Source organism: Winogradskyella undariae, from assembly GCF_013285155.1.
Classification (GTDB): domain Bacteria; phylum Bacteroidota; class Bacteroidia; order Flavobacteriales; family Flavobacteriaceae; genus Winogradskyella; species Winogradskyella undariae.
Map to the genome: position 1 here is coordinate 184,925 of NZ_JABTEL010000001.1, position 15,764 is coordinate 200,688.

Annotated in this window: 11 protein-coding genes; 7 read left to right on the forward strand and 4 right to left on the reverse strand. The window is 31.7% G+C overall.

Annotation, left to right across the window (positions count from 1 at the left end):
- The first annotated feature begins 1 nt into the window (after position 1).
- From HSX10_RS00815 to HSX10_RS18855, 5 genes are all read left to right on the forward strand, one after another.
- Complete coding sequence (locus HSX10_RS00815; protein WP_173586301.1) at positions 2 to 319, forward strand: Hpt domain-containing protein; 318 nt, start codon at positions 2 to 4, stop codon at positions 317 to 319.
- A gap of 11 nt (positions 320 to 330) precedes the next feature.
- Positions 331 to 1,047, forward strand: coding sequence for a LytR/AlgR family response regulator transcription factor (locus HSX10_RS00820; RefSeq protein WP_173586302.1), 717 nt, complete (start codon positions 331 to 333; stop codon positions 1,045 to 1,047).
- Positions 1,048 to 1,436: 389 nt separating this feature from the next.
- On the forward strand, positions 1,437 to 4,037 hold the full coding sequence (locus HSX10_RS00825) for a DUF6923 family protein (RefSeq protein ID WP_173586303.1): 2,601 nt from the start codon (positions 1,437 to 1,439) through the stop codon (positions 4,035 to 4,037).
- Positions 4,038 to 4,287: 250 nt separating this feature from the next.
- Positions 4,288 to 4,455: a maltose acetyltransferase domain-containing protein gene (locus tag HSX10_RS18850; protein ID WP_306456224.1), complete on the forward strand. Its 168-nt coding sequence runs from the start codon at positions 4,288 to 4,290 to the stop codon at positions 4,453 to 4,455.
- 78 nt (positions 4,456 to 4,533) lie between these two features.
- Positions 4,534 to 4,842 (forward strand): DapH/DapD/GlmU-related protein, encoded by a 309-nt coding sequence (locus tag HSX10_RS18855; protein ID WP_306456225.1) that lies wholly within the window; start codon positions 4,534 to 4,536, stop codon positions 4,840 to 4,842.
- 107 nt (positions 4,843 to 4,949) lie between these two features.
- On the opposite strand, the gene HSX10_RS00835 is transcribed toward HSX10_RS18855, so the two are convergent.
- The gene (locus HSX10_RS00835) at positions 4,950 to 7,013 is read right to left on the reverse strand and encodes a tetratricopeptide repeat protein (protein ID WP_173586304.1); all 2,064 of its coding nucleotides are present in this window, start codon (positions 7,011 to 7,013) and stop codon (positions 4,950 to 4,952) included.
- A gap of 145 nt (positions 7,014 to 7,158) precedes the next feature.
- Between HSX10_RS00835 and HSX10_RS00840 the strand changes: the two genes are divergently transcribed.
- Together HSX10_RS00840 and HSX10_RS00845 are read left to right on the forward strand one after the other, a co-directional pair.
- On the forward strand, positions 7,159 to 8,424 hold the full coding sequence (locus HSX10_RS00840; protein ID WP_173586305.1) for an oligosaccharide flippase family protein: 1,266 nt from the start codon (positions 7,159 to 7,161) through the stop codon (positions 8,422 to 8,424).
- A gap of 109 nt (positions 8,425 to 8,533) precedes the next feature.
- A complete protein-coding gene (locus HSX10_RS00845; RefSeq protein ID WP_173586306.1) occupies positions 8,534 to 9,751 on the forward strand; it encodes a glycosyltransferase in 1,218 nt (405 codons plus the stop codon).
- A gap of 45 nt (positions 9,752 to 9,796) precedes the next feature.
- Here HSX10_RS00845 and HSX10_RS00850 read toward each other — a convergent pair whose 3' ends face one another.
- Genes HSX10_RS00850 through HSX10_RS00860 form a run of 3 tightly spaced genes read right to left on the reverse strand, consistent with a single transcriptional unit; the run spans position 9,797 to position 15,608 of the window.
- Complete coding sequence (locus HSX10_RS00850; protein WP_173586307.1) at positions 9,797 to 11,311, reverse strand: glycoside hydrolase family 2 TIM barrel-domain containing protein; 1,515 nt, start codon at positions 11,309 to 11,311, stop codon at positions 9,797 to 9,799.
- Positions 11,305 to 12,519, reverse strand: a complete 1,215-nt coding sequence (locus HSX10_RS00855; protein ID WP_173586308.1) for a hypothetical protein — start codon at positions 12,517 to 12,519, stop codon at positions 11,305 to 11,307. The genes HSX10_RS00850 and HSX10_RS00855 overlap by 7 nt, the downstream gene beginning before the upstream one ends.
- Positions 12,519 to 15,608 carry a putative glycosyltransferase family protein gene (locus tag HSX10_RS00860; protein WP_173586309.1) on the reverse strand — a complete coding sequence of 1,030 codons (3,090 nt, stop codon included), beginning with the start codon at positions 15,606 to 15,608 and terminating at the stop codon, positions 12,519 to 12,521. The genes HSX10_RS00855 and HSX10_RS00860 overlap by 1 nt, the downstream gene beginning before the upstream one ends.
- Between the last annotated feature and the right edge of the window lie 156 nt (positions 15,609 to 15,764).

The window sequence follows — 15,764 nt, forward strand, 5'->3', positions numbered from 1 at the left end:
GATGGAGGAACCCAATTTATCCTATATTTATAGTATGTCAGGAGGAGATAAAGCTTTTGAAGAAAAGCTTATTGGTATCATTAAAAGTGAATTTCCTGAAGAGAAAGCTGAATATTATAATAATTTAAAAGCTAATAATTATAAGCTTGTAGCAGGTAACGTTCACAAGCTTAAGCATAAAATTAGTATTTTAGGCCTCGAGAAAAGTTATGAGATTGCAATAGCGTTCGAAAATAATTTATTAGAAGGAAGTACTAAGCTTCAAGACCAATTCGAATCTATTCTTAAAACCATAACTAATTATTTACAAAAGTTATAATTAGGGAGAAGATGAATTGTATTATTATCGATGATGAAGCTACAGCAAGAGCAATTATTGGGCAGCTATGCTCTAATGAGAACGGTTTAAATGTTTTAGAGGATTTTCCTAATGCAATGTTGGCTATAAAATATTTAAATCAGAATGAAATAGATTTAATATTTTTAGACATTCATATGCCAGATTTCACTGGCTTCGATTTTATCGAAACATTAAAAAATCCACCTAAAATAGTCTTAACAACTTCAGATCCAAACTTTGCCATTCAAGCTTTTGAATATGATTGTATAGTAGATTACTTGGTTAAGCCTATAACACCACAAAGGTTTCAGAAAGCAATTCAGAAAGCAGAGATTAAAAATCATAAGCCAAAACTAACTGCTGATTTAGGTACAGAAAAAGTAGAAGTTAGTTCTGGTAACGATCTTTATGTTAATATAGACAGGCGCTTAATTAAAATAGATATCCCAAGTATTTATCTCGTAGAAGCAAAAGGAGATTATATTAATGTAAAAACAGAAGGTAAGAATTACACTGTGCATTCTACATTAAAAAAAATAGCAGATAAATTACCCGATGATTTATTTTTAAAAGTACACAGATCATACATTATTAATATTGATAAAATTATCGATATTGAGGATAATAGCGTGCTTATAAAAAAAGATGTTATTCCAGTTAGCCGTTCTAATAGGCCAGAATTGATGAAACGTCTTAATTTATTATAAGTATTATAAAGTTGTCTGTGACAATACTAAACGTTTCATAGAAATTTAATTCATTTTAGAAAATACCATTAATCTATGTAATGTGGTCAGTCAACGTGCTAAGACTTAGGCTTAACGAAATAAAATATATAGAATTAAACTATCTCTTACTTTTGACCCATGATCGTTTGGTTGATGATTAAGTATAGTTAGTTAATTGAGTTTTGAGGCAAAAGAGAAATCTTTTGCCTTTTTTTATTCCCTTATTTTTCAATATGCAAAGGGTACGAAAAACCATTCGTCGACAGTAAATAGTGTTTTGGCGTTCAATCGATTGTGTCAATCGAATATTAAAAGAAAACACGTGTTAAGAGGTTAATTTTGCGTCATAATCTAATAATGCCCAGACTATGAAACCAATTTACACTTTTAAAAATCAATTACTTGCTATTGGAATAGCTTTAATGAGCTTCGCTGTAAAAGCACAAGATGTGCCTTTTAATTGTGATTTTAACGCATATTTATTTCAATACAATGATGTTTATGCGATTGATTTAGCTTCAGGTAATTCTTATCAAGTGGCAGAAGATGTTACACCTGGTAATATTAATGCAACAGCATACAATCCTGCTGATGGATTTATTTGGGGATCATTATCGTCACCAACTAAATCTATTGTTAAAATAGGTAAAGATTTTAGTACAACAACATATTATATAGATGAGTTACCTTCAAGCAATCGTTATGTTGGTGATATTAGTTCGGCGGGTGTCTATTATTTAAAAGGTGGTGGAACTTCATATTATAAAATAGATCTCAACCCAGAGTCAGAGAATTATACACAATATCAGTCAACAGAAACATTGTCTCAAAATATAAGTATTCATGATTGGGCTTTTAATTCAGTAGATGGTCAATTATATGCTGTAGAGAAAAATACAAATATCTTATATCGTATTAATCCAGAGACAGGTGTAGTAAGTGCTTTAGGTGTTGTGCCAATTATATCTGGTTTAACTTATACTTATGGTGCAGTTTATTTTGATAATGAAGGACGTTTTTATATTTCAGCAAATCAAACAGGAACTATATATGCTATTCAGGCAGTACAAGATTTAAATGGTATTAATGTTATAGAGTCTAACTTATTTGCTTTTGGGCCATCTAGCTCAAGTAATGATGGTGCACGTTGCCCAACAGCACCAGTTTTACAAGAAATTTGTGATAATGGTATTGATGATGATGGTGATGGACTTATTGATTGTGAAGATCCTTCTTGTTCTGGTTTTGGATTATGCGATGTCATTGAAACATCAATTTCTAGTTCTAATTCAGGCGGATTAGAGAGTAATAGTAGGTTATCTGAGCAAATTAATGCACGTAACTTTAAAAGAGCAAAAACAGGATATAAATTTAATGCAGCGAGAGCTAAACGTGTTTCTAAAACAACAAGTTATGCTAAGAGTAATTTAGATTCTGGTTTTACATTGCAAGATTTTGTGCCATTAACAAGCATTAATGAAGATGAAGCTATAGAAGCATCACCATCAGACTTAATAGGTATTACAAATGCAACGGAAATCTATGCCGTAGATTATATGAAGAATAATAGTTCTGTAGCTTCAGTTTTAGCTTTAAAAACAGAAAATGGTGTTTATGAGCATACCAAATATATCTGTGATCGTTTATTAGGGGGGGAGTTAATAACCGTAAATACTATAGAGATAAATGAGCAACAATTTATAAAATCTATCATTAAAAATGAAGATGGTACTTATGAGTTTGTATTAAGTTTGTCTGCCAAAGTAGTAAATGATGAAGCAAATTTTGCTATAGAAAGCCATTGGAATTTAGGTCAATATGAAGAAAACGTAACATTCTATAATTTTCAAATATGGTCTAATACAATTGATGATTTGTACATCTTAGGGCAAGAGGTTCTAAATTTATTAGATATAGAAAAACCAATTACAAGTTATAATAATTCTACACCACCAACTGTGTTTGTTAGAAAAGGAAGTTATACTAATGGGGCATTAGATTTACAAATTGTGAATACTAATGGTACAGAGAGTGTAACTTTAGATGCGGGCTATAGAGTTACAGAAACAGAAGACTTCGGAAACCTTAATTCTACAATAAATCTTAATGGTAATTATATTACTAATGTATCTGTAGATACAGGGAATCTTTTTGATATAGGGTTTAGAATCGGTGACGGTATTGCTACACCAGACGATTTATTTATGTCTGATGGTCCTTGGGGAATTGATGCCTCACAAGAAGGAACAGTAGTGGGGCTTTATAACGTAACAACTAATGATTATAGCTTTGATTCTACAAGTTTTCCAATAGAACGTAATGTAGAGTTAAATGCAACGATCAGTACATACGTTGCCGCTTATAGAGCATTAACTCCACGATTTAAAGCTGTAGATGTTACGGATTACAGTAGTTTTCAATTAAGTGCAAAAGGTACTGGTAATTTAGAAATCACTTTTGTAAAAGAAAGTATTACCAATTGGGAAGAACAATATAAAGCAACAATAGTATTAACAAACGAGTTTCAAGAATATACAATTAATATAGAAGACCTACAAAATAATAGTGATAATGAAGTAGAATTAAATGATGTTGTAACCATCGTGTTTACAATGGTTGCAGAGAATGGAATAACAGTATCTAAAGAGATGCACTTGAGTAACCTACGATTCTCAGAAACTAGTGCCTTATCTGTAATAGATTATAGTACAGATAAAAATTTATTAAAAGTGTCCCCAAACCCTATGACAACCCATGCAACAGTTACTTTCTCTGCTAATTATAGCGAATTAGTGCAGTTTGTAATCTATGACCAAACTGGTAAAGTAGTTTACACAGCAGAGCATAAAGTGACATCAGGAGCAAACAGTATTAATGTTAACAGAGATAACTTAAGTTCAGGCTTATATTTCTGTAAAATTATTAGTAATCAGTTTGATTTTGAAACCTTTAAATTAATAGTGAAATAACCCTAAACTAATTTTAATTTCCCCCTATGTAAGGCAAAAGCGAAAGCTTTTGCCTTTTTTATTGGTTAGGATTTTAATCATATTTTCATGAGGTGTTTGCTTTGATGTTAAAAATATAATTAGATAAACTAAGTAAATAATATGGGTATTATTAATATTTGCATTCAGATGTTATATATGATTTTTGATATTACACCAACTAAATTAAAATTATTGAATAAATTGATTTATGAAAACTGAAAAATAGAAAATGCTTTCAGGAGAATTATATGATGCTTCAGATAAAAAATTAACCAAAAGAAAGGTTAAATGCAAGGTTGTTATTAAAAAAAATGATCTTGTAGAAAACCAAGAAGAAAAAAATAGCTATCTTTTAGAAGAATTATTGCCTCATAAAGGAAAGAATTTATTTATATAAACGCCTTTTTATTGTGATTACGGAACTAACATTGAGCTAGGAGAAGATGTCTATTTTAATTGTGTTGTTCTCGATGTAATGAAAGTTGTTATAGGTTCAAGAACATTAATTGGCCCTAATGTTCAAATATATACAGCAACGCATCCAATGAATTATAAAGAACGTTCTTCTGGGCTTGAATTTGGAAAAGCTATTAGTATTGGAGAAGATGTTTGGATTGGTGGTGCTGTTGTAATTTGTCCAGGAGTTACAATTGAAAATAGAACAATTATAGGAGCCGGAAGTGTGGTGACTAAAGATATTCCTTCAAGTGTTTTTGCAGCAGGAAATCCTTGTAAGGTTTTAAGAAAATCAGAGCAGAATACATGTGAAAACATATATAATTAATTGCTTATAAGTTAATTATGAGGTTTTTTTTGGAATTTTATGTTCAATATTATTCTGCTAAATAAGTTGTTCTAAAACCTAATCTAGCCTAATATAAATAGAAAGTTTTAGTTTCTCTTAAAAACCGCCTTCTTCAAAAATAACCATTTAAAACGTAAACCAATTTCAGTAAATGTAAAACCAGCAGCAGTTGCAGAAGCAATGTTACTTCGGGTTCCGTATAGATTTAATAAACTACGCTCAGAGAATTTATAACCAAAAGCACCTTGTATTCTGTAAGCCGTTATTTTAGCATCATCTTCAATATATTGGTAACCAAAAGCTGCCGTTGCATTGTAAAACCATTCTTTAGGTTTTGCAGCTGCTTCATCTTTAATGAGGTTTATAAATATTTCGTAATTATGAAATTTCTCAGGACTAAAATATACGGTTGGTAACTGATCTTTAAACGTAATATATTGGTAGTTAAAGCCAACTTTAAGAGAGGGTTTTGGTAATAAATTATAATATAATGAAGTAAATAACAAGTTTCTTTTGTTGCCATCATTTTGAGAGGTGTACATTAATTGTGTAAACCAACCTAAGTTAAAATTAGTACCTAAATTATAGTTAGCATAATAATTATTTTGCACCAATTCACGGTCTAATAAGTCGGCATTAAAACTTTCAATTTGTCTTTTGTAACCAACATCTAAGGTTTGTAGTTTAAAGGATTTAATATTAAAAGAAAGATCTGTTAAAAGCTGTGTGTAATCATCAGATTCTGTGTTTGCAGAAGTCATACCTGCTGTACCTTTAAATGTGATGCTTGGTATAAATTTATAAGATAATCCTAAAGAAATATTATTAGAGGTTGCGCTATTGTCTGTAATGGTGTTATTGGTAGTTCTGTAGTTATAATTACCGAGTATAGCTACTTTTGTAGATAAAGGAAAGACCACGTTACTATTAAATGAATAAGCTTTGTTGTCTCCATTATCAAAAGTATGTGCTGCTTTAGATTCTAAAGTAGGAGCAAAGCTATTGTTTAATTTATTTATAAAGTTTGTAGCATCTTTTTGGTTGTCGTAAAATTTTAAGGTGTTCTCTGCTGAGGTATAAGCTTCATCTATGTAGCCTAATGCCTTTAGTACATTGGCTTTTCCTAGGTTACCATCAAAAGACGTACTGTCGTTTTCTAATATTTGGTTGTAATCGGTTAAACTCTTTTTAAAATTACTCTTATATATATTTAAAGTCGCACGTAGGGCTAAAACCCAGTTTTTGTTTGGGTTCTCAATAATTAATGTGTCAATTAAATTTGTTGCTGCTTTAAACTTCTTGTTCCAGATTAAAGCCTGTCCATAACGCTCTGTGGTTTGTTTAATAATATTTTGATCTGTGTTGTCATTTAAACTATTAAAAGCTTCAGTACTAATACTAAGTGCTTTCTTTTCTTTGCCATTTAAATGTTCTACCAAAGCTAAACCATTTAATGCTATGATTTTGTGTTCTGGTTGTTCTGCTAATCGATTGTACATGATTTTTGCACTCTCTAGCTTATTCCATATTAAATAGAGATTAGCTAAGTTTAATAAGGTGTCTTTATCATCTCCATATAACTCAAGGTTTTTGGTTAAAAGAATTTCGGCTTTATCATAATTTTGTGCTTGTTGGTTTTGGTAAGCATAACCTAAATAGATATACTTTTTAGAGACTAAAGCATTTGGGTTTCCTGGTGAAACGTCTAAGGCTTTATTTACCATAGTTAAAGCATCTTCATATTCCTTTAAGTTAGAAAGTGTATTTGCAAAACCTAATAGTGCAGCAAAACTCTTTGGATCTTCAGTAACTAAACCTTTATAGTAAACTTTAGCATCAGTAAAATTGCTATTCCATAATAAAGACTCTCCGTAATTTAGTTTTACTTCAAAATCATTTGGGTAATCTGCGAGTAACGCTGTAAATAATAAATTAGCCTCTGCTGCTTGTCCGTTAAGTCCAATAGCACGACCATAACATAAACGTGCCGTTTTATTGTTTGGAAAGTCTTCTAATATTGTACTAAAGAAAGATTCAGCTTTATTATATTTTCCTGTTTCTAGGTAAGTAAAACCTTCTTTCATATCTTGAGCAGTGGCGCTAAAAACGATGAAAAATAAGCTGATATTAATAAGTGATTTTAATGTCATAATCTCTGTGTAATTTTCTAATTGCAAGTTACGGTGTTATAGTTTGTCATTCACCTACAGCAACTTGCCATCCGTCGAAATATACAGAACATACACGGAAATACGTGAGATATTTGTGTCAGATTTAAACGAATACTAGTTAAAAATGAAGCAATTATTAGCAGCAATCAAATCAAGAAAGATAACACCAGAGCAACTGTTTATGGTAAGTGTTTTAGCTGTAAATGGAGGTAATTATTTATATAATCTTATATTAGGAAGGGTGCTTGGACCAACCGAATTTGCTGATGCTGCCGTATTAATAACTTTTTTATTGGTGCTGTCTTTTATGGCGATGACGTTTCAATTGGTTACCGCAAAATTCTCTGTGTTATTTGAAAATAATGTCTTTAAAAACTTCATTGCTAAAACTTATCAGCAAGCATTTTTAGTAGGAGTTATATTAGGAGTTTTAATCATTATTTTTTCGTCGCAGTTAAAAACAGTTTTTAACACATCTTCTTCTATGATGTTTGTTATTTTTGGTTGCGGTGTGCCTTTATATTTTTTAATGAGTGTTAATAGAGGAGCGTTTCAGGGTAAAAAAGCTTACAAGTCTTTATCTATAACCTATCAAAGTGAAATGTTAAGCCGATTGTTAATTACATTGGGTTTAATCTTTTTATTCAATATACAATCATCAGCGGTCATTGCTATTGGCATTGTGTTGTCTTTTGTGTTCGGAATGTTTCCTTTCAAAACTAAAAATATCAATTTTAAAAAGTCGCAAGCTCTAGCTTTAGATGATAGCAAACAGATTAAAAACTTCTTTTTGTTAACGGCATTTTACGAGCTTACACAAATCATAATCAATAATAGTGATATCTTACTGGTAAAACATTATTTTGAATCTTACGAAGCTGGTTTATACGCCTCATTAGCCTTAATAGGTAGAATTGTATATTTCATAGCTTGGATGTTTGTAATGTTATTGTTACCTGCAGTAGTAGAGTTGAAGAAAGAAGGTAAAGAAACGGCTTCTGTATTATTTAAATATGTAGGTTATATTGGTGTTATTTCAATTATTATCGTTTTAACATGTTTAAGTTTTCCAGAGTTAATTATAAATATACTTTTTGGAGAACAATATATTTCTATGGCTCCTTTATTATGGAAATATGCCATTGCTACCTCGATGTTTGCTATTTCTAACATCTTCGCTTATTACTATCTGTCTTTAGATAAATACGTGCCAGTAATCATTTCTGGAGTCTTTGGGATGCTCCAAATGCTATTAGTAGTCTTTTTTCATGATAGTTTAGAACAGGTAGTGCACATGCAAATTATAGCAATGATTTCATTGTTAATCATACAGTTAGTGTTTTTTAAGATTGAAATAGCAACACAGCAAAAGGTTTTGTCTAAAGAATAATTCCATTCGTCTATAGTAAAAGTCGTCCCAACGAAAGTGATGATTTTTAGAGAAATAAAACATGAAATTTGCATTGTAATTAATCAAAACATTTAAAACTTACCTCATTATGAAATTAGCTATTGTTACCGCATATCCACCTAGTAAAGTCACTCTAAACGAGTATGCTTACCATTTAGTAAAGCAGTTTAGACAAAAGGAAGCGGTTACAGAACTAATTTTATTAACAGATAAAACTGAAGGTGCTAAGGATATCGAATTTACTGAGCAAGGCTGTAAAATAACAGTCAAAGAATGTTGGTCTTTTAACAGTTATAAAAATATATTTTCAGTAACTAAAGCTATTAATGTTACAAAACCAGATGCTGTATTATTCAACTTACAGTTTATGAAATTTGGCGATAAAAAAGTAGCAGCAGCTTTAGGATTAATGTTGCCATGGGTTTGTAAGTTAAAAAAGATTCCTAATATCGTTTTATTACATAATATTCTTGAAGAAGTAGATTTAGGAAGTGCTGGTTTTACATCAAATAAGTTAATGCAGAAAATTTACGGATTTATCGGAACTAGTTTAACAAGGCTTATTTTACAAGCCGATACAGTAGCGGTAACAATGCAGAAATATGTAAATGTTTTAGAGATAAAATATTTATCACCTAATATAAAATTGATACCTCATGGTACTTTTGAAATTGCGGAAGAACCAAGCTATAATTTACCAAAAGGGCCGATGCAAATTATGACCTTCGGGAAGTTTGGGACTTATAAAAAAGTGGAAGGAATGATCGAAGCAGTAGAATTAGTTAGAGCTAAAACAGGATTAGATTTAGAAGTTGTTATTGCAGGAACAGATAATCCAAATGTTCCAGGATATTTAGCTAAAGTACAAGAGGTTTATAAACATGTTCCTCAGGTAAGATTTACAGGTTATGTTGAAGAACACGAGGTACCAACCTTATTTAACGAAAGTGCGGTAGTTGTATTTCCTTACACATCGACTACAGGAAGCTCGGGTGTTTTACACCAAGCCGGAAGTTACGGAAAAGCTGTTGTAATGCCAGATTTAGGGGACTTAGCTTTGCTAGTACAAGATGAAGGTTATAGAGGTGAGTTTTTTGAACCAACGAGTATTGAAAGTTTAGCATCTGCCATAGAGGCTATTGTAACCGATGAAGTTTATAGGTTACAACTTTCTAAAATTAATTATGAAGCTGCAACAGCACATCCAATGTCGCAAATAGCAGATATGTATTTAGAAACTTTTTCAGACATTATTGCTAAAAAAGAGCATAGTTCAATGGCTGTTAACACAACTGTGATTAAGTAACTTATACTTCCTAAAATAGAAATACTTCATGTTAAATGATAAATATTAATTAGAAATATATTTAAACGATTCCTTTTTTGCCCCATTTTTATCAATAAACCCAAAATGCTTTTGAGCATTTTTACGCCAAGGAAGCCTTCCTACAACTTCCTTTGGTATATATGTAAAGTCATATAAAGTCCAAGACATAAATTGTAAGTTATTTGCTGCAATAAGTTCTTGGATTTTTTTGTGATAATTAGCTTGGTCTTCTTCTGAAGATCCATGCGGTTTCCAAAAGCCAGAATAGGAAGAGATTCCAAATTCTTGTAACACTAAGGGTTTGTTTGGGATTTCTGTTTTTAAGGTTTTTATAGCTGTGTCTAATTGCTCTAAATCTTCATAGTAATGAAAGGATACTATATCTACTTTGTCTTTTAAAATAGGTGCACTTTGTGTATTAGACCAACCTATAGTGACCGGATGATGGCTGTCTATAGATTTTACGATGTCTATCATGTGGTCTAGCCATGCAACCACATTTGCTTTACCTCGAGATTCAAAATCTAAATTGGGCTCATTTTTAATATCCCAAGCAATAATAGCGTTGTGGTCTTTAAATGTAGAGACAATGATTTCAGCATGACGTTGGTTTAAGGTCCAGTCCATCACCGAATAATCCCCGTAAAAATCGAAAAGCGTTAACACCACTTTTAAGTGTACAGCTTCAGCTAAATCTAAAGTTTGTTTAAGTTTTTCTAGCTTTTCTGGTTTTACATTAGCTTTTCCGAAGTCTTCATATTGCACAAAAATACGAACGGAATTTAATCCAGCGTCTTTTATGATTTTAAAGTCTTTAGCAATAGTTTTAGTAGAAAAATCATCGCCAAACATATCCCAAGGATTAGCTTGCGGATAATAGTTGATGCCTTTAATATTAATATTATCGGTTGCAATGGTTTTAGCTTCAAAATGGTATGGCTTACTTTCTTCTTTTACCAAATGCCGAATCCGCCAAAATCCATCTTCCAGTAAAAACACCATTTTATAGGTGGAGGTTTCGGTAGTTTCAAGTATCAGTTTTTCAGCTTTAAAAATACGTTTGTATTCTACCACATTTCTATCGGTAACGACTGCTAATTGTCCATCTTCACTAAAAAATTCTAAAGTAGGATTATGGTTTAAGGTTGTGGCTTCTATGCTAATGTTTTTAGATTTGTTTAGGCTAATAAAATCATACAGGTTTTTTCTCGCACTATCGGTGTAATAATCTTTTATACCGGCTGTTTTGTTGCTCTTGTAAGCTATTTGTTTTACATACCAAGCATCCAAATAATCATTTTGTAAGGCATTTAAATTTTCGTTATCCATTGGTCGCCCTTCGTTTTGTAAAGGTTCCCAAGTTAATTTTGGTGTGTATTGTTCTACTTTTTGTATTTCAGTATGTAACATACTACTTCGGTCTGCACCTGTATTTAAGTAACTAAATAAGGCACTAACACCAGAAATAATAAAGGCAATAACCATAATATATGAGATAATTAATATGGTACGTAGTATGTTCTTGTTAAGACCTACCATAGTGTTTTGGTATTTATTTTTTTTGTTTTTCCCGCCGTTTTTATGCTGAAATTATAATCGCCATTTTGATACATTGCGTGTTTTAAATTGAAATTAACATAACCATTAAAAGATGTTTTTATAATGCTATCAATTAAAACTTGGTCTCTATAGATGTTTAATGTTACATGTAAGCCATCAGGAATCATTTGCCCCATAAAACTATGTAAAGGACCAACGGTTATTGTTCTATTTTTATTTGAAAATAAGATGTCAAAATCTTCAATAACTTGTTTATAAGTTAGTGTAATGTTATCGCTTTCAGACATGCCATCTACGTAAGCTTTAATACGCCAAGTGTCTTCGTAATCTGGATGGATTATTTTTGCTTGTGCAATACCATCTATAGTTGTCCCTGTAGTTTTTAAAATATTCTGATTCTTATTGGTAATGTAAAAGGTGACAAACGTCCCATCGCTTACTACATTTTTTTGCTTGTCCGTAATAATGGACGTTGTAAAAGTGGTCACCTGATTGCCATCAGCATATTGATGAGGTCGCGTTGCTGAAATGTTGAAATCTGTAGGGATAGCAGAAGCTACATTTATGGTAAATTCTTTTGAGTTAATACCTAAGCTTTCTGAAGACACTAACATACGACCACTTTCTTTTTTTGAATAAATATTCCTAAAGGCGATTAAATTGTTGGTGTAAATAGCGTTTGTTTCTTCGGAATCTAAAAATTGATGCTTTTCTGTGACTAAAGTATTTGTAGGAACGGGATTGTCTAATGAATCCGTTGGAATAATGACTAGCATGGTGTAGTCTGTACCACCAGCTTCAATACTTGGCGGTCCAATATAGGTTTCCATAGTAGCAACTTCAGCTTTTGGTTTAATGTTGAAGCTTCCTTTTATAGAAGTTGTTTTGTCTGTTAATATCCAATTTACAACACCTGTTTTTTTAGTTATGTGTTCTGGAAATGTATATTCTAAGGTTTTTGAATTTAAAACACCAGAAATTAACGTCGAACCAAAACTGTTAGAGCAATAAAGTAAAGGTTGCTCTCCATTTGAAGTAGAAAATTTTAAAACAATAGGATTTCCAACCTCATATTGTGTTTGGGTTGTAATTAGTTTAATCCTACTGCCTTCGTTTTGTTGTTTCACAGCAAAAGAGGATAATAAAATTAATCCTAAAAGGAATAGATATGTGTGTTTGATTGGCATTAATTAGGGTTTCCTATATAGGTGTTTATTTCTATTTTAATATAACTAAAATCTGGATGGTCAATTTTTTGTAATTGTGCTTCTGAATGGTTTTCAATTCTGTTAGGTACTATTTTACTAGCAATAGCATCGTTTGGTAGACCGTTAATAAAAATATTTTTCATGTCATCACTAATGATTTTTACTTTTCCATTTTTTAAAATTTCATATTCAAAATCTTGTTTTCGTTGTTGTCTTACACCTGCTTTTACAAATAAATGATCTACCCAAACCATGTTTTTATCTGCATCATAATACGTAATTAATAGTTGAGGTATTGTAATTTCTTGAATTCCACTATTAAATAAATTTCCAGTAATGGTTTCGTCTTTAATATCAATAGCGCTTAAAACAACACTTTTATATAAGTCTGATCCAGAAACATTTCCTGCAGCTTGTAAATTGAATTTGGTGGGTTGTTCTTCAAATTCAACGGGTGTAAATTCATCAGGATTAAAGGTGTCAGGAATAGAGTCTTGCGTTTTAGACCAGGCAATACCTTCAAAATTAATTCTAAAACTGCTCGATTCTTTAGGCATCAATTTATGCTTCATATGGTATTTGGCGTTGTACGTAGCAAGTTGTTTATTTGCATCGTTGTACAATGTTCCTTTTAAAATAACATCTGCAGGGACATTATCGATGTTTTGTACTTCACCTATAATTGCATAATGACCATTGTATTGGACCAGTTTTGCAGATACAACTTCTAAAACGGGTTGTTTTAAAATGTCTTCATGATGGGTTTGTTCTGTGGTAATACGACGTCTACCTTGATTAAAATATTTGGTAGCATTGGCAGAATACAATTGGTCTGGTGGTAAATCGTTATTTAATTCGTCGGGTTGTAAATACCATTTTTGATTTCGTTTAGATAAGGTTTTGTAATCTACCTTTTCAATCTTTTCTAAAGGTGTAATCCACTGACTCGTCACCTTTGCAGAGACAGTGCTGTCATTATAGGCTGTGATTTCAGTTTCAATTGCATCCATTTTGGCATAACTACTCAGTAAACCATCAGTTACCGAAATTTCTAACATATACTGAGCAATAGGTAGTTTGCTTTGTGGGTCGATTAAGCTGTGAGCTTTTTCAAATTCTTTAAAATCTAAAGCATCATAATAGGCTATTATGGCATTTTCTGGACTGCGTTGCGAGTCGTTTTTTAAATAGAATAAATAGATGCCATAAAATACTATGACAGCCAAAAACAATGACCAAACATGAGTGATTCTTAATACATTTCTATTAAATTTAGAGTAAGAAGCCGAATACTTTAAAAAATCAGGAATAGGTTTTATGCGTGTTTTTAGCATATTAACCCAAAGCATTTGTATGTTTAAAGCAAAGGCGATTAATACGGTTAGAAAAGGAATAACACCCCACATTATTTTTAACCAAGTAGCAACATCTTCTTTTGGTAAAATAGAAGATACAGGTGGAATATTAAGGCGTTCCCAAACCATAATGCCATTTTCTAACTGTCGTAAACGTTGCCAACCACAGAAATAAAGAATAGGGTCGTAAAATTTATCGTTAGAAAATATGTATTTGAGGTTGTATTTTTCTGGTGTAGTTAAAAATTGTTGTAACGATCCAATACCAGCAACGCCTTTAAATTTAGAGTTTTCTAAGCGTTCTATTGGTCTTGTGGTTAATTCGGGTAAACGTCTTGCAGAGTGGTAGTTTCCATCTACGGTTAAAGCATTGGTTTGTGCACTTAACCAAGCCATTTGGTCGCCAAAACCAAGGGTTAAAAACCGCCATTTATCATGATCGTCTTGATTTAAGAAATTCACAATGGGTAACATCTTTATTTTCTGTGGTTGCGAGGGTCTAAAATAGTTGAGACTCATGGTGAAAACGACCATAAAAACAGCAAGTCCTGCTAGTAATCCTCCAATAATACGATGGTAAACGGCACCAAACTTTTCTTGAATTAATGTCTTTAAATCACCTTCAACTAAACGATAGGCAAATTCACCCATTAAAGGGATGGATAAAATAGAGGCCCAAAGTGTAAAGCGGTCTAAGGTTAAAATATTAAAAGCAGTTTCGCCTAACATTTTAAGAGGAATAGGGGTTGTGCCACCAGTTCCTAAAATAGTACAAATGGTTACAGATAACCCAAAAAACAAATAGCGTTTGCTGTAATACCTGTAAAATATGTAAGGTAATAGGACTAACAAAATTCCCCAAGGAATTAGAAAGAAGACTAAACCAGAAGATGTGATTTCTAAAAAATTATCGCGAGAGCCATGCGGTATTGGTACTTGTGTAATTGGGTTGGCTTTAGAGTTTAACCAATACGGAAAAATACAACCAACAATTAATACTAAAGATAACATCCCAAAGCTTACAATACGTTTAAAGAGCTTTAAAAAGCTACTCCAAAATAACTTAAAAGTTACCTCTTTCATTGTGTTGACTTGACCTCTAGAAACATCCATTATAACCATTCCTATTAACGGGAAAATAAAAAAGATCATTCCAAAAATAGGAGTCACATGATGAGAGGTAACGGTTACAGCAATAAGTGATAAACTAGTTGCTAAATACCATTTTTTACCTGTTTTTAACCATAAATAGATTTCTGGTAAGGCATGCATTAATACAGAAACACCTATAATGCTTGGTAATTGCCCAAATATGTGAAGCGTTTCTACAAAAGAGGATGAAAAGACAGCTAAGATAGAAGCATAACCAGCAACAGTTTTATTACCTGTCATCATTAGAGAAAAACGATATGTACCTGTAATAAATAATACAATAGCTATTAATGCGACACTAAACATGCCAAATTTTAAGCCGCCAATTAGTGAGAGTAAACCTATAGATTGGTGAACTAATGGCGGATAGCTTTGTACTGTAAAACCAGTATACCATTCATAATTCCATGGTTCAAACCAACTATGTGCATAATGATCTGCAAAAAACAGATGTATTAAAGCATCATAAGTTGTTTCCAAAGTAAAAAAAATGGCACTACCATGAAAAGCTAATCCTAAGAGAAGCGCAGATATTAAGTATTTATTTGAGGTTTCCTTCATTTAAAGCCTAAGCTGTAACAACATGGTAAAGATATATAATTTAAATAGGGGTTCTATTTTTAATTATCTATAGTAATCTACCATTCATCTACACTTGTCTATAAGTTAAACTAAATAAGAATTTTATAAACGTCTTCTAGACTACTTTTGAATCAT